Annotated in this window: 16 protein-coding genes; 11 read left to right on the forward strand and 5 right to left on the reverse strand. The window is 70.4% G+C overall.

Going from position 1 to position 18167, the window contains the following annotated elements:
* Nucleotides 1-125 precede the first annotated feature (125 nt).
* The 4 genes from JUB11_RS09625 to JUB11_RS09640 all read left to right on the forward strand — a co-directional run bounded on the left by JUB11_RS09625 (nt 126) and on the right by JUB11_RS09640 (nt 5955).
* Nucleotides 126-1280, forward strand: a complete 1155-nt coding sequence (locus tag JUB11_RS09625; protein WP_207458314.1) for an efflux RND transporter periplasmic adaptor subunit — start codon at nt 126-128, stop codon at nt 1278-1280.
* Nucleotides 1281-1284: 4 nt separating this feature from the next.
* Nucleotides 1285-4383, forward strand: coding sequence for an efflux RND transporter permease subunit (locus JUB11_RS09630; RefSeq protein ID WP_207458315.1), 3099 nt, complete (start codon nt 1285-1287; stop codon nt 4381-4383).
* Nucleotides 4384-4519: 136 nt separating this feature from the next.
* Nucleotides 4520-5299: a Fic family protein gene (locus tag JUB11_RS09635; RefSeq protein WP_207458316.1), complete on the forward strand. Its 780-nt coding sequence runs from the start codon at nt 4520-4522 to the stop codon at nt 5297-5299.
* Nucleotides 5300-5325: 26 nt separating this feature from the next.
* Nucleotides 5326-5955, forward strand: coding sequence for an FMN-binding negative transcriptional regulator (locus tag JUB11_RS09640; RefSeq protein WP_207458317.1), 630 nt, complete (start codon nt 5326-5328; stop codon nt 5953-5955).
* Between the two features lie 18 nt (nt 5956-5973).
* Here the strand turns inward: JUB11_RS09640 and JUB11_RS09645 are convergent, their stop codons facing one another.
* Nucleotides 5974-7668: a CocE/NonD family hydrolase gene (locus JUB11_RS09645; RefSeq protein WP_207458318.1), complete on the reverse strand. Its 1695-nt coding sequence runs from the start codon at nt 7666-7668 to the stop codon at nt 5974-5976.
* A 168-nt stretch (nt 7669-7836) separates the two neighbouring features.
* Nucleotides 7837-8352, reverse strand: a complete 516-nt coding sequence (locus JUB11_RS09650; RefSeq protein WP_207458418.1) for an adenine phosphoribosyltransferase — start codon at nt 8350-8352, stop codon at nt 7837-7839.
* Nucleotides 8353-8581: 229 nt separating this feature from the next.
* Here JUB11_RS09650 and JUB11_RS09655 point away from each other — a divergent pair, with 229 nt between their 5' ends.
* The 7 genes from JUB11_RS09655 to JUB11_RS09685 all read left to right on the forward strand — a co-directional run bounded on the left by JUB11_RS09655 (nt 8582) and on the right by JUB11_RS09685 (nt 15367).
* Nucleotides 8582-9736 carry an MlaE family lipid ABC transporter permease subunit gene (locus JUB11_RS09655; RefSeq protein WP_207458319.1) on the forward strand — a complete coding sequence of 385 codons (1155 nt, stop codon included), beginning with the start codon at nt 8582-8584 and terminating at the stop codon, nt 9734-9736.
* 93 nt (nt 9737-9829) lie between these two features.
* Nucleotides 9830-10579, forward strand: a complete 750-nt coding sequence (locus JUB11_RS09660) for an ABC transporter ATP-binding protein (protein WP_348771402.1) — start codon at nt 9830-9832, stop codon at nt 10577-10579.
* Nucleotides 10580-10586: 7 nt separating this feature from the next.
* Nucleotides 10587-11519, forward strand: a complete 933-nt coding sequence (locus JUB11_RS09665; RefSeq protein ID WP_207458321.1) for an MlaD family protein — start codon at nt 10587-10589, stop codon at nt 11517-11519.
* 2 nt (nt 11520-11521) lie between these two features.
* The gene (locus JUB11_RS09670; protein WP_207458322.1) at nt 11522-12181 is read left to right on the forward strand and encodes an ABC-type transport auxiliary lipoprotein family protein; all 660 of its coding nucleotides are present in this window, start codon (nt 11522-11524) and stop codon (nt 12179-12181) included.
* A 108-nt stretch (nt 12182-12289) separates the two neighbouring features.
* Entirely contained in the window at nt 12290-13444 is a 1155-nt protein-coding gene (locus JUB11_RS09675; RefSeq protein WP_207458323.1) for a DUF2336 domain-containing protein, read from the forward strand.
* A gap of 96 nt (nt 13445-13540) precedes the next feature.
* Nucleotides 13541-14353, forward strand: a complete 813-nt coding sequence (locus tag JUB11_RS09680) for a DUF3618 domain-containing protein (RefSeq protein WP_207458324.1) — start codon at nt 13541-13543, stop codon at nt 14351-14353.
* 12 nt (nt 14354-14365) lie between these two features.
* The gene (locus tag JUB11_RS09685; protein ID WP_207458325.1) at nt 14366-15367 is read left to right on the forward strand and encodes a YihY/virulence factor BrkB family protein; all 1002 of its coding nucleotides are present in this window, start codon (nt 14366-14368) and stop codon (nt 15365-15367) included.
* A gap of 78 nt (nt 15368-15445) precedes the next feature.
* Here the strand turns inward: JUB11_RS09685 and JUB11_RS09690 are convergent, their stop codons facing one another.
* The 3 genes from JUB11_RS09690 to JUB11_RS09700 all read right to left on the reverse strand — a co-directional run bounded on the left by JUB11_RS09690 (nt 15446) and on the right by JUB11_RS09700 (nt 18151).
* Complete coding sequence (locus JUB11_RS09690; RefSeq protein WP_207458326.1) at nt 15446-16426, reverse strand: heparan-alpha-glucosaminide N-acetyltransferase; 981 nt, start codon at nt 16424-16426, stop codon at nt 15446-15448.
* A gap of 87 nt (nt 16427-16513) precedes the next feature.
* On the reverse strand, nt 16514-17413 hold the full coding sequence (locus tag JUB11_RS09695; RefSeq protein ID WP_348771401.1) for a DMT family transporter: 900 nt from the start codon (nt 17411-17413) through the stop codon (nt 16514-16516).
* Between the two features lie 219 nt (nt 17414-17632).
* On the reverse strand, nt 17633-18151 hold the full coding sequence (locus JUB11_RS09700) for a DUF2934 domain-containing protein (RefSeq protein WP_207458327.1): 519 nt from the start codon (nt 18149-18151) through the stop codon (nt 17633-17635).
* Between the last annotated feature and the right edge of the window lie 16 nt (nt 18152-18167).

Genomic DNA, 18167 nt, shown 5'->3' on the forward strand with positions numbered 1-18167 from the left:
CTTCTCGACTCACGCGCTGAACTGAACGATACAGTTCACCTCACCGCCAGAAGAATCTTTCGCGCGGCGAACATCAAACGTTCCGCGCGCCGCCGGCCCGCGGACCTCTGCTGGATGCCGGTCCCATGCGCAGTCCCTTCCGCCTCCTCGTCATCGCCCTCCTGCTGGCGCTCGCCGGCGGGGGCTACTGGTATTTCGTCAAGCAGGGCGGGACCGTGGATGGCCTCGTCGCGGCCCTGAAGTCCGGCAAGCTGCCGCAGGCGGCTCCGGCGCCGGGCGGCGCGTCGAAGGGCGGGGCGCCAGGCGGCCCGCCGGGCGGCATGCCGCCGATGCCGGTCGAGGCCGCGCCGGTCAAGGTCGGCACGCTCGCCCGGACCATCACCGCCGTGGGCTCGCTGCTGTCCGAGGAATCGGTCATCATCCGGCCGGAGGTCGCCGGGCGCATCACCGCCATCGCCTTCCAGGAGGGCGAGCGCGTGACCAAGGGGACGGTGCTGCTGCGGCTGGACGACTCCATCGCCCGCGCCACCCTGGCACAGGCGCAGGCGGGCATCGCCTTTTCCCGCGCCGAGCTGAACCGTGCCGACGAGCTGTACCGGCAGCGTACGGGTGCCGCCCGCACGCGCGAGCAGGCCGCGGCCACCCTCCAGTCGGAGGAGGCCGCCGTGCAGCTCGCCCGGGCGCAGCTCGACAAGCTGACCGTGACGGCCCCCTTCGACGGGGTGCTGGGGCTGCGCAAGGTGTCCGTCGGCGACGTGGTCGAGGCCGGCAAGGCCATCGTGAACCTTGAGGCGATCGACAGGCTGAAGCTCGGTTTCCGGGTGCCGGAGCTGTATCTGGCGGCCGTCCGGCCGGGCCAGCCGCTCGCCGTGACGGTGGACGCCTTCCCCGGCCGCAGCTTCAAGGGCGAGGTCTACGCCATCGACCCTATGGTGGACGTGAACGGCCGCGCCGTGATGATCCGCGCCCGCGTCGACAACCCGGAAGGCAACCTCCGCCCCGGCCTGTTCGCGCGCGTGCAGCTGACGCTGAAGGTCGAGCAGGACGCCGTCACGGTGCCGGAGCAGGCGGTCTTCGCCTTCGGCAAGAAGCAGTTCGTCTACAAGGTGGTGGACGGCCGCGCCGCGCAGGTGGGGGTGACGCTGGGCGAGCGCCGCGACGCCGAGGTGGAGATCGTCGAGGGCCTGGCCCGCGGCGACGTCGTGGTGACCGCCGGCCAGATGAAGATCGGCGACGGCGCCCCGGTGATGGTGGTCAACGACAAGCCGGCCGGGAGCTGACGCCATGGTCCTTTCCGACACTTCGATCCGGCGGCCCGTCCTGGCGACGGTGATGAGCATCGCGATCATGCTCATCGGCTTCGTCTCCTACCAGCGGCTCGCCGTGCGCGAGTACCCGAAGATCGACGAGCCGGTCGTGACGGTGGAGACGACCTACAAGGGCGCCTCGGCCGAGATCATCGAGAGCCAGGTCACCCAGCAGCTCGAGGACAGCCTCTCCGGCATCGAGGGCATCGACGTGATGTCCTCGATCAGCCGCGCGGAGAGGAGCCAGATCACGCTGCGCTTCCGCCTGGACCGCGACGTGGACGTGGCGGCCAGCGACGTGCGCGACCGCGTGGCCCGCGTGCGGTCCCTGATGCCGGACGAGATCGACGAGCCGGTCATCGCCAAGGTCGAGGCCGACGCCCAGCCGATCATCTATCTCGCCTTCTCCTCCGACCGGCATTCGCCGCTCGACGTGACGGACTTCGCCGACCGTTACGTGAAGGACCGGCTCCAGAACCTGCCGGGCGTGGCCCAGGTGCGGATCTTCGGCGAGCGGCGCTTCGCCATGCGGCTCTGGCTCGACCCGCAGCGCATGGCCGCCTACGGCGTCACCCCGCAGGATGTCGAGAACGCGCTGCGCCGCCAGAACGTCGAGATCCCCGCCGGCCGGGTGGAGAGCCGGGAGCGCGAGTTCACCGTCGTCTCCGAGACCGACCTGCGCACGCCCGAGGAGTTCGAGCGCATCATCCTGCGCGACGAGGGCGGCTATCTCGTGCGGTTGAGCGACGTCGGCCGCGCCGAGCTGGGTGCCCGGGACGAGCGGGTCAGCGCCCGCTTCATGGGCAAGGGCGCGGTCGCCATCGGCGTCATCAAGCAGTCCACCGCCAACCCGCTCGACGTGTCCAAGGCGGTGCAGGGTGCGGTTCCTGCGATCACCGCCGCCCTGCCGGAGGGCATGGGCGTGGATGTCGCCTACGACAGCTCGATCTTCATCGCCAAGTCCATCGATTCGGTCTTCCACACGATCTTCGAGGCGATCCTGCTGGTCGTGGTGGTGATCTTCCTGTTCCTGCGCTCGCTGCGCGCGACGCTGGTGCCGCTCGTCACCATCCCCGTCTCGCTGATCGGCAGCTTCGCGCTGATGCAGATGATGGGCTTCTCCATCAACACGCTGACGCTGCTCGCCATGGTGCTGGCCATCGGCCTCGTCGTGGACGACGCCATCGTGATGCTGGAGAACATCTACCGCTACATCGAGGAGGGGATGCACCCCTTCCAGGCGGCGCTGAAGGGCTCGCGCGAGATCGGCTTCGCCATCATCGCCATGACCATCACGCTGGCCGCCGTCTACGCGCCGATCGGCTTCATGACCGGGCGCACGGGGCGGCTCTTCTCCGAGTTCGCGCTGACCCTGGCCGGAGCGGTGATCGTGTCCGGCTTCGTGGCGCTGACCCTGTCGCCGATGATGTGCTCCAAGCTGCTGCGCCACCAGACGCAGCACGGCCGGCTCTACAACGCGGTGGAAGCTCTGCTGAACGGCATGACCGAGGGCTACCGCCGCCTGCTGCGCCTGTCCTTGCGCGCCCGCCCGCTGGTGCTGCTGGTCGGCATGGCCGTTGCCGGGGCGAGCTGGGTCCTGTTCGGCGGGCTGAAGTCCGAACTGTCCCCGGTCGAGGATCGCGGCACCATCATCGGCATCGCCATCGCGCCGGAGGGCGCCACGCTCGACTACACCGAGCGCTACGGCAAGATGATGGAGGACATCTACCGGGGGGTCCCGGTGATCGAGAAGTTCTTCCAGGTCACCGGCTTCCCCGTCGTCAACCAGGGCATCAGCTTCGTCCGGCTGAAGGACTGGGACGAGCGGGAGGAGAAGCAGCAGCAGGTCACGGCCCAGCTCTTCCCGCGCATGTTCGGGATTCCCGGCATCCTCGGCTTCGTCACAAACCCGCCGTCGCTGGGGCAGAGCCCCATCGAGAAGCCCGTCAACTTCGTCATCCAGACCTCGCTGCCCTACGAGCAGCTCCAGGGCATGGTGAACGGCATCCTGGCCGAGGCGAAGAGCTTCCCCGGCCTCGTCAACGTCGACACCGACCTGAAGCTGAACAAGCCGGAGCTGCGCATCACGCTCGACCGCGACAAGGCGGCCGACCTGGGCGTGGACGTGGACACGGTCGGCCGCACGCTGGAGACCTTCCTCGGCGGCCGGCAGGTGACCCGCTTCAAGCGCGATGGCAAGCAGTACGACGTGGTCGTGCAGGTCGCCGGCGTGGACCGCCGCAACCCCGGCGACATCGCGTCGATCTATGTGCGGGGCGGTGCCGTGGCCGGCGGTGCCGCGCCGATGATCTCGCTCGCCAACCTCGTCCAGGTCGAGGAGCGGGTCTCGCCGAAGGAGCTGAACCACTTCAACAAGCTGCGTTCGGCCACCATCACCGCGACACTGGCCCCCGGCACGGCGGTGGGCGAGGCGCTGGCCTTCCTCCAGGCGGCGGCGGACCGGACCCTGCCGGCCACCGCCCAGACCGACTATGCCGGGCAGAGCCGCGAGTTCCGGGAATCGGCGACGGGGCTCTATTTCGTGTTCGTGCTGGCGCTGGCCTTCATCTATCTGGTCCTGGCGGCCCAGTTCGAGAGCTTCATCGACCCCTTCGTCATCATGCTGACGGTGCCGCTCTCCATGACCGGGGCGCTGGCGGCGCTGCACCTGACCGGGGGGACGATGAACGTGTACAGCCAGATCGGGCTGGTCACGCTGGTCGGGCTGATCACCAAGCACGGCATCCTGATCGTCGAGTTCGCCAACCAGATCCAGCGCGAGGGCACGGACATCCGCCGGGCGGTGGAGGAGGCGTCGGTCCTGCGGCTGCGCCCCATCCTGATGACCACCGGCGCCATGGTGCTGGGCGCCGTTCCGCTCGCCAACGCGGCGGGCGCGGGGGCGGAGAGCCGGCAGGCCATCGGCGCCGTGATCGTCGGCGGCATGCTGCTCGGCACCTTCCTGACGCTGTTCGTGGTGCCGACGGTCTACAGCTACATCGCGAAGAAGAAGCCGCTTCCCCCGGAGGAGGCGGAGGCCGGGATCGTCCATGGCGCTGCGCATCCGGCCGAATAGGCCGGGCCGAGGGGTTTGGGCCTGAGCGGGACGGGGCGGGCCTTGCCCCCGCCCGTCCCGTCATGGTTGCCGGAAGGTCTTTGCGGCGGCGCCTCCCCCCGCTACAAGGGAGCGGCTTTCTGCGGGAGACCGGTTCATGGCGCTGCTCGACGACATTCATGAGAAAAAGCAGGCTCTGGACAATCTGCGGCCGCTGCCGGCAAAGGCCGTGCACGCGCTGGCCGACTGGTTCGAGCTTGAACTGACCGCCGCCTGCCTTCTGGTGGAGGGGGGCGACCTCACCCGCGAGGAGATCCAGACGGTGCTCCGCCGCGGCGTGGTGCTGCGCAACCGCCCGCCGCGCGTGCAGCAGCTCGTTCTCAACCACCGCCGCTCGCTGGAGCTTCTGGCGCGGCTGTCCTTCCAGCCGAACGGCGTGGTCACCGAGCGCACCATCACGGCCTTCCACGCGATGCTCCACCAGGGATTCGGCCGCACCGCCGGGCGCTACCGCGAGGGACCGCTGAAGGAAGGCGGCGGGGGCGCCTCGCCCGATCCCGCCAAGCTGCGCGTCTCCATGTCCGCCCTGTCGGGCTGGCTGCGGCGGACCGAGCCCGGCCCCGAGACGGCCTTCGAGGCGCACCACCGGCTGATGACCGTGCGCCCCTTCGACGAGGGCAACGCCAGCGTGGCGCTCCTCCTTTGCAACCTGATCCTGAACCGCGCCGGCCATCCGCCGGTGGTCGTGCGGGCCGACGACGTGGAGGCCTACCGCGCCGCCACCGAGCGTGCCTGGTCCGTCGGCGACAAGCAGCCCTACCGCGAGCTGATGCTGCGCCTGCTCGACCAGAGCCTCGACGTCTGCCTCGTCGGCGCGGCGGAGGCGGCAGCCGAGCCGGACGCCAAGCCCGATGCCGGGTCTGGCGCGCCGGGCTGATCCCACATGTCCCACGGAGACCGACCATGTATGTCCCGCCCGCCTTTCGGGAGGACCGGCTGCCGGTCCTCCACGACGCCATCCGTCAGTCCCGCCTGGCTCATCTCGTCACCTTGGGCGGCGACGGGCTGGAGGCCAGCCACGTCCCGGTGATGCTCGACCCGGACCAGGGGGCATACGGCACCCTGCTCGGCCATCTCGCGCGCGGGAACCCGCAATGGCGCCGGGCGGCGCCCGAGACCCTGGCGCTCGCCATCGTCATGGGTCCCGACGCCTATGTCTCCCCTTCCTGGTACGAGACCAAGCGGGAGACCGGCAAGGTGGTGCCGACCTGGAACTATGTGACCGTCCACGCCCACGGCAGCCTGGAGTTCTTCGACGATCCAGCGGAACTGCTGGCCGTCGTCTCGGCCCTGACGGACCGCCACGAAGCGGGGCGGCCCGATCCCTGGGCCGTGTCCGACGCGCCCGAGGAGTTCATCGCCGCGCAGCTGAAGGGCATCGTCGGCTTCCGCCTGCCGATTGCGCGCATCGAGGGCAAATGGAAGATGAGCCAGAACCGCAACGCCGCCGACCGTACGGGCGTGATCGTGGGGCTCGGCGGCGAGGGGGAGGCCGAAAGGGCCGTGGCGGCGCTGGTGCCCGGCGAGCCCTGACCGGACCGTTCCCGCGCCTCACCCCTCCGCCAGCGCCAGCCGCAGGCGCGACGCGCGGGGGCCGCCGGTGTGGATCAGCAGCGTGACCGGCAGCGCGTCGACCAGCCGCGTCTCGCCGGGCTCGGCCCCCGTTCCCGGATTGACCGGATGGGCCGGGAAGCTGGAACCGGCGAGGCTGAGGCGCAGGCGGCAGCCGGGCTCCAGCGTGGCGCAGGCGGCGCGCATGGGGATGGACAGGGGGCGCGTCGGCGCGCCGGGCTCGACGCGCACGTGGCCGCTGGTCAGGGGCAGCGCCCGGCCGTCCGGACGGACCATGGACAGGACGGCGTTCACGTCGAAGGACGGGGCGTCGGCCTCCACGCACAGCTCCAAGGCGACCCGCCCGGCCAGCGGCAGCGCCTTGGCGAGGGGGGCGGTGTCGTAGACGGCGACGTCCGGGCGGGCGTCCAGCGCGGCGCGGTCATGCAGGCCGGGGCAAGGGGCGGTGTGGCCGCCCAGCGACGGCACCGGCAGGCGCGGGTCGTGGACCAGCGCGTCCACGCCGGGGGTGGAGGGCGGTTCGGGCGCCAGCCGTCCGCCGTCGCCATGGGTCGCGGACATGCCGTCGCCCCCCAGGTGGAACTCGGCGTTCGGCTCCGGCAGAACGGGCAGGCCGCGCCAGCGCCCGGCGGCGAGGTCGTGGAGCCGGACCGGGGGCTCGCGATCAGCGCCATTGTCGATACCCTTGAGGAAGCGGTCGAACCAGGCGAGCTGGAGCGCGTCGATGGACGGCCGCTCGTCCGGTGCTTCCGGCTCGCCCGCGGGCAGGTGCCAGCCGCCGGCCATCCAGGGACCGACCACCAGCCGGGCCGGTGCGCCAAATGCCGAGCTGAATGCGGCATGGGCGTCCAGCGTGCCGCCAAGGCGGCCATCGAACCAGCCGCCGATCTGGAGGACGGGCACGCCGGCCGGCGACCCGCGCAGGCGCGCCGCCGGGGAATGATCGTCCCACTCGCCGCCGGGGCCGGGGGTGGTGAGCCAGTCGTCGTAATGGGTGTGGCGCGCGTATTCCCGCAGCACCCTGGGCCGGGACGGGATCTCGTCGTTCAGCGGCAGGTCCCGCACGGCTTTCAGCAGCCCTCGGTAGGCGGCCCCGTCCTCGACTCGCCGCGCGGCCTCCGCCCCGCAGCGCAGCGCCCATTCCATGGCTTCGGCGAGGCGGAAGGCCCCGCCCTCGTAGGCCCAGTCGGAGAAGATGTCCCAGCCGGCGAGCGCCGGCGCCACGGCCCGCAGCGCCTGGGGGGCCTTGCCCTCCGGCTGGCCGGCGAGCGCCAGGAGCTGGGCCATGCCGGCGTAGCCGCAGCCGTACATGCCGACGACCCCCGACGAGCCTGGCAGCGTCGCCGCCCAGGCGACGGCGTCGGCTCCGTCCTCCCGCTCCGCCTGGAAGGGGCGGAAGCGTCCCTCCGAGGTGCCGCAGCCCCGCACGTCCTGCACGGCCACGACGTAGCCGCGCGAGGCGTACCAGCGGGGATGCGCGTAATGGCTGTTCTGCGCCGTGCGCCGCCCGCAGTTCACCCGCAGCAGCAGGACGGGCCAGCTTCCGGCGGCGTCGGGGCGGTAGACGTCGGCATCCAGCCGCGCTCCGTCGCGCGCGCGCATCGACACGGTCTCGGGCGGCCGGACAGGGAAGGGCGCCGGGGCTTCGGCGAGGACGGCGGCGGTCGTGTTCATGCCCTTCGGGGCAGGCAATCCGCGTGCCAAGGCCGGGCGCCGGTCACTCCCGGCCTGGCTTGCCGGCCGGCGGGGAAGGACGGCGTCCGGGAACGGATGAAAAGGCGCGCGCCTGCCTCGAAACCGTGCGATTGCCTCGTATCAAGGCATCTCAAGGGCGGGCAGCCGTCACGAATCGTAGGACAGCAGCGGCAGGCAGGGCACGTCCATCTTCTCGCGGCCGTTCAGGAAGGTCAGCTCCACCAGGAAGGCGGCGGCGCGCACGTCGGCGCCGACCTGGCGCAGCAGGGCGACGGCGGCCGCCATGGTGCCGCCGGTCGCCAGCAGGTCATCCAGCACGACCACGCGCTGGCCGGGCTTCACCGCGTCGGCCTGCACCTCGATGGTGTCGGTGCCGTATTCCAGGTCGTAGGAGTGGCGGATCTTGTCGCCGGGCAGCTTGCCGTGCTTGCGCACCATGATGAAGCCGGTGCCGAGCGCCAGCGCCAGCGGGGCAGCGACCAGGAAGCCGCGCGATTCGATCCCGACCAGCAGGTCCGGCTTGTGCGGGCGGATCGTCTCGGCAAGCCGGTCGATGGCCTCCTTCCAGGCCTCGGCATGGGCGAGCAGGGGCGAGATGTCGTAGAAGAGGATGCCCGGCTTCGGGAAATCCGGGATGCCGCGGATGTGGTCTTTCAGGTCGATGGGCTTGGAGGGCATGGGGGAGGGCCTGTTTTCCGAGAGGTGGATCGGACGTACAACGCCCGGCCCGAAGGATCGGGCGCATTCTATCCACCGCGATTCACGAGCGCAAACCGGCAGGTCTGCCCGCATTGCAACAGGCGAGGGTTGACCGGAGAACCGGCAGCGTCCAAGGTTTGCGCGACATTCGCGCATTCCGATTTCGCGCGCCGAAGTAAGAGGTAGTGGTCCGATGGCTCCCCGAAGGGCCTGGATGGAGCCGTCGCGGACGGGACAGGGTGACTGGCTGCTGACCGCCGGCGGGCGCTGGGACCTGGAGGCGGCCGGCGGCCTCGCGCGCGAGCTGGACGGGCTGCGCGCCGAACGGGATGCCGGGCCACAGGCCCCGGTCCGGCTGGACCTGTCGCGTCTCGATGCGCTCGACACGGCCGGCGCCTATCTGGCGGCGCGACTCGCCGGACGGCTCGAAAGGGAAGGCCACGCCGTCGCGGTGGAGGTCCGGCCGGAACACGCGGCCCTGTTCGACGCGGTGCGCGGGTCGGTGGGCGGACCGGACGCCGAGGCCGGAGCGGAGGAACGGCCGCACCCCATCCTCGACATGCTCGAGCGGACCGGCCGGGCCACGGCCGGCTTCTGGCGGGAGGCGCTGGACCTGCTGGCCTTCCTCGGCCTCGTCACCGTTACCTTCCTGCGCATCCTGCGGCGCCCCTCCCGGCTGCGGCTGCGCTCGGTGATGTTCCATGTCGAGCAGACCGGGCTCAACGCGCTTCCCATCCTGGGGCTCCTGTCCTTCCTGATCGGCGTGGTGATGGCCTTCCAGGGCGCCGACCAGCTCCAGCGCTTCGGGGCGGAGCTGTTCGTGGTCAACCTGTTGGGCATCTCGATCCTGCGCGAACTCGGTGTGCTGATGACGGCGATCATTGTCGCCGGCCGGTCGGGCTCGGCCTTCACGGCGCAGATCGGCACGATGAAGGTGAACCAGGAGGTGGACGCCATCGGCACGCTGGGGCTCGACCCGGTGGAGCTGCTGGTGGTGCCGCGCGCGCTGGCGCTGATGATCACCCTGCCGCTGCTCGCCTTCTACGCCAACCTCATGGGGCTGCTGGGCGGCGCCGTGATGAGCTACGTGACGCTCGACATCACGATGGGGCAGTTCATCCGCCAGCTTCAGAGCGCCGTCTCCATCTACACCTTCGCGGCCGGCATCGTGAAAGCGCCCGTTTTCGCCCTCGTCATCGCCATGGTCGGCTGCTACGAGGGGCTGAAGGTGTCCGGTAGCGCCGAAAGCGTCGGGACCCTGACCACCAAGTCGGTCGTCGAATCGATCTTCCTGGTGATCGTGATCGACGCCCTGTTCTCCGTCCTCTTCTCCTTCCTGGGTGTGTAGGCGACCGTGGCCCCGCAAGACCTTTCCGTGGAATCCCCGGCCGGGGATGGCGCAGCGGCGGACGGCGGCGCGCCGGCAGACAGCGCCCCGGTCGTGCGCGTGCGCGGGCTGGTCACGCGCTTCGGCCAGCAGCTGGTGCATGACGGGCTCGATCTCGACGTCCGGCGGGGCGAGGTGCTGGGGGTGGTCGGCGGCTCCGGCACCGGCAAGTCGGTGCTGATGCGCGAGATCCTCGGCCTGAACCGGCCCGCGGCGGGCAGCATCGAGATGCTCGGCCGCGACATCGCCGCCATGGGCGAGGCGGAGCGGGTGGCGCTCCAGGCGCGCACGGGCGTGCTGTTCCAGAACGGCGCGCTCTTCAGCTCCATGACCGTCGCGGAGAACGTCATGGTCCCGCTCAAGGAGCACACGGGGCTGCCGCGCGGGCTGATCGCCGAGATCGCGCGGGTCAAGATCGCCATGTCGGGCCTGCCGCCCTTCGCCGGGGCGAAATACCCCTCGCAGCTGTCCGGCGGCATGGTCAAGCGCGCCGGCCTCGCCCGCGCGCTGGCGCTCGACCCGGAAATTCTCTTCCTCGACGAGCCGACGGCCGGCCTCGACCCCATCGGGGCGGCGGCCTTCGACCAGCTCATCCGCAACCTCCAGCGCAGCCTGGGCCTGACCGTCGTCATGGTGACGCACGACCTGGACAGCCTGACCTCGATCTGCGACCGCATCGCCGTGCTGGTCGACCGCAAGATCCGCGTCGGCACGCTGGAACAGCATCTCGCCGACCCGCACCCCTGGATCCGCGACTATTTCCACGGACCGCGCGGCCGCGCCGCGCGCCATGCAGAGACCTGAGCCCATCATGGAAACGCGCGCCAGCTACATCCTCGTCGGCAGCTTCGTGCTGGTCCTGCTCGCCGGGCTGTTCGGCTTCACCGTCTGGATCGCCAAGATCCAGCTCGAGGAGACGAGGGAGCCTTATTACATCTTCTTCTCGGGCTCGGTGACCGGCCTTCAGGAAGGCAGCGCCGTGCGCTACCGCGGCATTCCCGTCGGCACGGTCTCCGACATCCGGATCGACCCCGGCGACGTGACCCAGGTGCGCGTGCGGATCGAGATCGAGGGCGGCACCCCGATCAAGGCCGACACCTTCGCCTCGCTGGAGACACAGGGCATCACGGGCGGCTCCTACGTCCAGATCTACGGCGGCACGGTGGACAGCCCGCCGCTCCAGGACCCCGACGGCGACGGCATCCGCGTGATCCCGTCGCGGCGCTCCTCCCTGTCGGCGGTGGTGGACACCGCACCCCAGCTGCTCGACCGCGCGGTCGAGGTGACCAGCCGCGTCGCGGAGCTGCTGACCCCGGAGAACCAGCGGGCCATCAGCGAGACGCTGGAGAACAGCCGGGTCCTCACCGCCGAGCTGGCCAAGGCCGCTGCGGGGCTGGAGGGGACCATGGCCCGGCTGAACAGCGTCATGGCGAGGATCGAGGTCGCCGCCCCGAGCGTTCAGGAGTCCATGGTGTCCATGGCCAACAGCGGTGCGGCGGTCCGGGCGGAGTTCGCGGCGCTCAGCGCCAACATGAAGCAGACCTCGGCCCAGATGTCGTCGCTGCTGGAGGACAACCGCGAACCGTTGCAGGACTTCATGAACACGGGGCTGTATGAATTCACGCTGCTGATCACGCAGCTGCGCGAGCTGTCCGGCCAGCTCTCGCGCGTGGTCACGCGGATCGAGAACAGCCCGTCGAACTTCCTGTTCGGCGGGACCGGGCAGGGGGTGGAGGTCCGTTGAGGATGAGTGCTTTGACGAAGGGCTTGCTTGGAACCATCGGTCTGGCCGGGGCGCTGCTCCTGGCCTCCTGTGCCGCGATCACCCCGACGCCGCCCCAGCTCTACACGCTGACGCCCCGCCAGACGGTCGATACGGCCGCACCGCGCGTCAACTGGCAGCTTCTGGTCGAGGCGCCGGTGGCGGCCGCCGGCATCGACACGCCGCGCATCGCGGTGACGCGCACCCCCACCTCGATCGATTATTTCGCCGACGTGTCCTGGGCGGACCGCGTGCCGCTGATGGTGCAGGGGCTGATCGTCCGGTCGCTGGAGGACAGCGGCAAGATCGTGTCGGTTGGGCGCGACACGGTCGGGCTGCGCTCCGACTTCCTGCTGAAGACGGACCTCCGGGATTTCCAGGCGGAGCATTCCGATCCCAACGCGCGGCATCCGGACCGCGTGCACATCCGCCTCTCGGCCAAGCTGGTGGCCATGCCGCGCCGGATCATCGAGGCTGGCGAGACCTTCGAGGCGACCGTGCCGGTGCGCGGCCCGGAATTCTCCAACGTCGTCGCCGCCTTCAACGAGGCGATGGGACGGGTGACCAGCGACCTCGTCGCCTGGACCCTGCGGGTCGGGGCGGCGGTCGAGCGGGCGGGATCCGACGGACGTCCTAGAACCTAATCCGTAGAATGATGTTAAGAATCACTCAAAGTTTAGCGCGCATCCTATCGAGCTGAAACAGCGCGTCCCCAACGGAGGGGGCGTCAGGGTAGGAAAGGGCCGCGGCCCATGGCTGAACCGCTTTCCGGGCGCCTTACCGGCAAGGACGTGACCCGGCTCCTCTCGAACCCGTCTAGCGACGGGCGCGCCGACCTCGCCGCGAAGATCGCCCTCCAGCTCGGGGAGGAGGGGCTTTCGGCCGCGGAGCGCCGCATCGCCGAGGACATCATCCGCTCGCTGGCTTCCGACGCCATCCTGCGCGTGCGCCAGACGCTGGCGGAGAATCTCCGTTCCAGCCCGTTCCTGCCGCGCGACGTCGCGCTGACGCTCGCCCGCGACGTGGAGGCGGTGGCGATCCCCGTCCTGTCCGTGTCCGAATCCCTGACCGACGCGGACCTTCTGGAACTCGTGCGCAGCGGGGGCGACGCCAAGCAGGCGGCCATCGCCGGCCGACCGGCCGTGTCGGAGACGGTCGCCGAGGCCCTGATCGAATCCGGCACCGAGACGGCCGTGGCGACGCTGGTCGGCAACGCCGGGGCCCGGCTCAGCGAGGCGGGGCTCGGCCGCATCATCGACCGGTTCGGGAACAGCGCGGCGGTGAAGGAGCGCATCGTCCAGCGCCCCCGCCTTCCCATCACCATCGCCGAACGGCTGGTCGCCATGGTGTCGGACACCCTGCGCGAGCATCTGGTGTCCCGCCACGACCTGCCGCCGCGCGTCGCCGCCGAACTGGTCCTCCAGAGCCGCGAGCGGGCCACCCTGTCGCTGCTGGCCGGGGAAGGGGAGGAGGGGCGCGGCGACGGCGCGCTGGAGCGGCTCGTCGCCCAGCTCTCCAGGGCCGGGCGGCTGACGCCGTCGCTTCTCGTGCGTGCCCTGTGCATGGGGGACACCGCCTTCTTCGAGGCGGCGATGGCCCATCTCGCCGAGGTGTCGCCCACCAACGCGCGGCTGCTGATCCACGATGCCGGGCGGCTTGGCCTGAAATCCATCTACGACAAGGCGAAGCTGCCGCCGTCGCTGCTGCCGGCCTGCCGCGTGGCGCTCGACGTGCTGCGGGAAACCGACTACGACGGCGGCCCGGACGATGTCGAACGTTACCGCCGCCGGGTGATCGAGCGCATCCTGACCCAGTACGAGGAGATGGGTGCTGAGGATCTGGACTATCTCCTGACCAGGCTCGGCGGCATGGCGGCCCCCGCTCGGGGGCCGGCCCCGGCCCATTGATCTGGGGGATTGGCGGGGGTGCTTCCCCCTGAATGGCCCGGAACCTTCGTCTGGCGGGTGTGTTGCACTCCGGCAGTCTGATACGGAGTGGCCGGCATGACCCGAGACAACGAACCCGCGAACATTCAGGACGCTTCCGCCATGTCCGCGCACCGTTCGCGCGGGCCGGAGGAAATAGAGCAGGACATTCAGAACATTCGCTCCCGGATGGATTCGGTGCTCGACGAGATCGAGTACCGGCTGTCTCCGGGGCAGCTCTCCGGCGGCGTCGCGGAGGTTGTGCGCGACGTGATCGACGGGCGGCCGACCCGCCTCTCCCGCGCCATCCGCTCCAACCCCTGGCCGCTGGCGCTGATCGGCGCCGGCGCCCTGTGGCTCGCATGGAACGTCTCGCGCACGCCCGAACTGCCGGGTGCGGAAACCGGTGCCCGCGAGGGCTTCAAGGACGGCGAACTGATCTCCGGCCAGCACGCGCGCATCCTGCTGACCGGTCTCGTCGGCGCCTGCCGGCAGGGAGCCGACGGCTTCCGCCGGGCCGACGGCCTCCTCGGCGACGCAGCGCTCAGCCCGCGCCTCGACCAGATCGTCTCCCAGCTGGAGCGGACCGCCGCCGCCCTGGAGGGCGAGCTGCGCAACCGCAACGGCACGGTGGAGGGCGGGGGCCCCGTCCATCCGGCCTGGTACGACCTCGACCGCGCCATCGGCGGGGACCGGGCGCTGGGCATCGCGCCGGACCGCCGCGCGATCTTCGGCGCGCTGGAGCATGGCCTCGACGGCACGCTCGAGCTGTTCCGCATCACGCTGCACGAGAACCTGCCGGACGACCTCCGCGTGATCGTGGGCGCGCATTTCCACGAAATCGAATCGATGCGGCACACGATCGGCGCCCTGCGCGAAGCCGTGGCGTAAGGGGACGAGCCGATGCTGGGCCTGAGCCGCCGCCACCATCACCAGTACCCGCGCCCGGCCGCCCACCGCGGCCGCCTCGCCACGACGCCGAGCGACATTCCGAAGGCGGGCTGGAAGGACATCCTCTGGCGCACCTGGGACGAGCAGAGCAAGGACAACATCTCCATGATCGCGGCGGGGGTGGCCTATTACGCCCTGCTCGCCATCTTCCCGGCGATCGCGGCGATGGTCTCCCTCTTCGGCATTTTCGCCGATCCCGCCGGCATCGAGCAGCAGGTCGAGCAGCTCAACGGGCTGCTGCCGCCGGAAGCGCTGGAGATCCTGCGCAGCCAGGCGCACAGCGTGGCCACGGCGCCACCGCAGGGGCTGGGCTTCGGCGTGCTGTTCGGCCTGTTGCTGACGCTGTGGAGCGCGTCGCGCGGCACCAACTCCCTCATCACCGCGCTGAACATCGCCTATGGGGAGCAGGAGAACCGGAGCTTCCTGTGGCTGGCCGCGTTGTCGCTGATGCTGACGGTTGCCGGGCTGCTGTTCCTGATCGTCACGCTGGGCATGATCGTCGCGGTGCCCGCCGCCATCAACGCGATGGGGCTGGAGGAGACGATGATCGGCTGGGTCGCCCGGCTGGCGCGCTGGCCGATCCTGGCGGCGGCGATCATGTTCGTGCTGGCCGTCCTCTACCGCTATGCTCCCGACCGGCGCGAGGCGAAGTGGCGCTGGGTGAGCTGGGGAGCGGGGGCCGCGACCTTCCTGTGGCTGCTGGGCTCCGTCGGCTTCTCGGTCTATGTGTCGAACTTCGGCAGCTACAACGAAACCTACGGCTCGGTCGGTGCCGTGGTCGTGCTGCTGCTCTGGTTCAACCTGACCGCCTACGTCATCCTGATGGGGGCGGAGCTGAACGCCGAGATCGAGCACCAGACGGTCCAGGACACCACCGCCAACAACGGCAACGAGCGGCCGCTGGGCCAGCGCGGCGCCTATGTGGCCGACACGGTCGGCCAGAAGCGGGCCTGACGGCTCCATCCGGGACTTCTAGTCTCAAGGCGTCCGGCGCCCCGCGCCGGGCGCCTTTTTCTTGGTCGGGTCCCGTTCCTATTCCGGATCGGGCGTCATGCAGCGCTGCGCGATGATGCCGACCTGCTCGCCCTGGGCGGGGTCCAGCCGGTCGGCCAGGGTCCGCTCCCACAGGCCCTGCTCGATCAGGCTGTCCGCGATGCAGCGGCAATTCGCGGCGCAGACGTTCGGCCGCGCGCCGTTCATCGTGCAGCTTGCCGTGCAGCTTTCCCGGAAGTTGCGGACCTCCGGCGGAGTGACGCCGACGCCCTGCGCCAGGAGCCACAGCAGCCCCAGAAGGACCGGCTGGTGGAGGAGATAGACGGCCAGGCTGTGCCGGCCCGCGAGAATCAGCAGCCGCCCCGCCCGCCCCTGGGGAAACCATCCGCCGGAACCATCCTCCCATGCCCCCGCTGTCCGTATCCGCTCCTGCCGGAACCGGCCGGCGGCGATGCCCAGCAGCACGACGCCGAACCAGGGGAAGAGCGGCACGTAATCGTTGGAGTTCGGCTCGAAGCTCATCAGCCCGACCCATTGCAGCGGGGCTTGCTCGAAGATCGGGTGGGACAGGGTCTCCCCCGCGACGATCACCGCCAGGGCGGTGGCCAGCGTGAGCGCCCAGGGGAGCCGGACGAAAGCAAGCCCGAGGACACTCGCCACCGCGATGTGGTGCAGCACGCCGAAGAAGATCGGGCTTTGCGGAAAGGCCAGATAGGAGACGGCGGAGACGGCCGCCGCCGCCGCGGTCAGCAGGGCGAGCCGGCGCAGGAAACGCCGGCGGTCCAGCCCAAGCTCCGCCGCCAGGACGAGGCTCAGCCCGGAGAGCGCCAGGAAGCTGCCGAGGATGAGCGTGCGCGCGGCGAGCCACAGCGGGTTGCCGAACAGGTCGAACTCCGCCAGCCCGAACAGGTTCAGGTTCCAGCAGGCGTGATAAGCGATCATGGCGAGGATCGCCGCCCCGCGCGCGGCATCGATCAGGGGAAGCCGCGTCGGGGCACGGGCGGGGGGCGATGGGGCCATCGGGTGCGCTCGCTTCGATTTCCGTCCGCGTTCGTCGGGCAGGGTACAGGGGGGCAGGGTACAGGGGCAGGGGCAGGCGGCCGGGGCTCAATCCGCTCCGGGCGGGGTGCCGGTCACCGGCTTGCTCCGCCCCCGGCGGGCCTCGCGGTACAGGATGTAGAGGCCGCTCGCCGAGACGAGGGCGGCGCCGGCCATCATATGAACGGTCGGCACCTCCTGCCAGAGGAACCAGCCGAACAGCACGGCCCACAGGAGTGAGACGTAGGTGAAGGGTGCGACCGCCGCCGCCGGGGCCAGGGAATAGGCCCGCGTCAGGCAGAGCTGGGCGCAGCCGCCGACCAGCCCCGTCGTGACCAGAAGGGCGAGATCGGCGGGGGTCGGGGTCACCCAGCCGAAGGGCAGCGTCAGCGCCGTGACCAGGGTGCAGATGGCCGTGAAATGGAAGACGATGGTGTTCGGGGCCTCGGTCCGGCTCATCTGGCGGATGGCGATCATCGCGAAGGCCTGGGTCAGGGCGGCCCCCAGCGCCGCCAACGCGCCGAGATTGACGATCTCCCCGTCCGGCCGGACCATCACCAGCACGCCGGCGAAGCCGACCAGCACGGCGCTCCAGCGGTGCAGCCCGACCTTTTCACCGAGCAGCGGCACCGACAGGGCGGTCAGGAACAGCGGTGCGGAGAAGGTCATGGCGACTGCTTCGCCGAGCGGCAGCAGGCTGAAGGAGAGGAAGACCAGCAGCATCGACATCAGCCCCATCGCCGAACGCTTGACGTGGCCCAGCGGGTGGTCGGTGCGCAGCTCCGCCCAGCTTCCGTGCAGGCGGATGGCGATGAGGGCGGGGATCAGCGCGAAGGCACTGCGGAAGAAGGCCACCTGGTTCACCGGGTGGTGCTCGGCCACGATCTTCACGAGCGCGTTCATGATCGACAGGAAGAACACCGATCCGAGCATCATCAGGATGCCGAGGCGGGTGTTGTCGACCCGCACATAGGCAGCACGCTCGCCAGGGCGAGCGCCGGCTGGACCGGGAGCGGCGGGAGGGGGCGGGGAGGGAAGGGTCACGCCCCGGACTGTAGCAAAGGCTGGAACCCGGCCGTCATTGCGTCGCAACATGGCACGCATGTGCCGGGGGAATGATCCCCAAAGGAAACGCCCCCGCACCCTTGCGGGAACGGGGGCTCTGGCCCGGCGGGGCGGGAACGCGGCTCAGAGCACCATCAGCGTGCCGGAGAGTTCCGCCTCGGCGCGCATCCAGTGTTCGTTCTCGCGACCGTTGGGGCGGCCTTCCTCTTCCCAGATCTGGTAGGCGCGCTCGCGGACCAGGGTGTTCTGCTGGCCGCGCAGAAGCCCCTCGGCGATGTTCACGTTGATGCGCGACAGCGAGACGATCTTCAGCGGATCGATCCCGTCCTGCGCGGCCGCCAGGGTGGCGGTCGAGACATACTGGGCCAGCCGGGTGAGGTTCTGGGTGACCTCCTGGGACAGGGAGGTGGCGCCGTTCTGGATCACGGTCTTGATGGCGATCCAGAGCTTCATGTTGTGGTCGAGGGCGAGGTTGACCTTGTCCGCCGTGTCCGCCTCCATCAGCAGGCTGGCGGCGCGCAGCAGGGCGCGGACGTCCTGCTCGACCATCGAGAAGTTGGTGCGAAGGATGACCTCCGCCCCGGCGTCGGTCACGGCCGCGTCGACGGTTTGAACGGGCGTTGCGGTCTTGCGGCTGGCCATGATCTCGTTTCCCTCT

It is taken from the genome of Azospirillum sp. SYSU D00513, assembly GCF_017356015.1.
Taxonomy (GTDB): Bacteria; Pseudomonadota; Alphaproteobacteria; order Azospirillales; family Azospirillaceae; genus Azospirillum.

Coding starts and splice junctions, on each gene's coding strand:
- JUB11_RS09625 (WP_207458314.1), top strand. CDS start 126: ATGCGCAGTCCCTTCCGCCTCCTCGTCATCGCCCTCCTGCTGGCGCTC.
- JUB11_RS09630 (WP_207458315.1), top strand. CDS start 1,285: ATGGTCCTTTCCGACACTTCGATCCGGCGGCCCGTCCTGGCGACGGTG.
- JUB11_RS09635 (WP_207458316.1), top strand. CDS start 4,520: ATGGCGCTGCTCGACGACATTCATGAGAAAAAGCAGGCTCTGGACAAT.
- JUB11_RS09640 (WP_207458317.1), top strand. CDS start 5,326: ATGTATGTCCCGCCCGCCTTTCGGGAGGACCGGCTGCCGGTCCTCCAC.
- JUB11_RS09645 (WP_207458318.1), bottom strand. CDS start 7,668: ATGAACACGACCGCCGCCGTCCTCGCCGAAGCCCCGGCGCCCTTCCCT.
- JUB11_RS09655 (WP_207458319.1), top strand. CDS start 8,582: ATGGCTCCCCGAAGGGCCTGGATGGAGCCGTCGCGGACGGGACAGGGT.
- JUB11_RS09665 (WP_207458321.1), top strand. CDS start 10,587: ATGGAAACGCGCGCCAGCTACATCCTCGTCGGCAGCTTCGTGCTGGTC.
- JUB11_RS09670 (WP_207458322.1), top strand. CDS start 11,522: ATGAGTGCTTTGACGAAGGGCTTGCTTGGAACCATCGGTCTGGCCGGG.
- JUB11_RS09675 (WP_207458323.1), top strand. CDS start 12,290: ATGGCTGAACCGCTTTCCGGGCGCCTTACCGGCAAGGACGTGACCCGG.
- JUB11_RS09680 (WP_207458324.1), top strand. CDS start 13,541: ATGACCCGAGACAACGAACCCGCGAACATTCAGGACGCTTCCGCCATG.
- JUB11_RS09685 (WP_207458325.1), top strand. CDS start 14,366: ATGCTGGGCCTGAGCCGCCGCCACCATCACCAGTACCCGCGCCCGGCC.
- JUB11_RS09690 (WP_207458326.1), bottom strand. CDS start 16,426: ATGGCCCCATCGCCCCCCGCCCGTGCCCCGACGCGGCTTCCCCTGATC.
- JUB11_RS09700 (WP_207458327.1), bottom strand. CDS start 18,151: ATGGCCAGCCGCAAGACCGCAACGCCCGTTCAAACCGTCGACGCGGCC.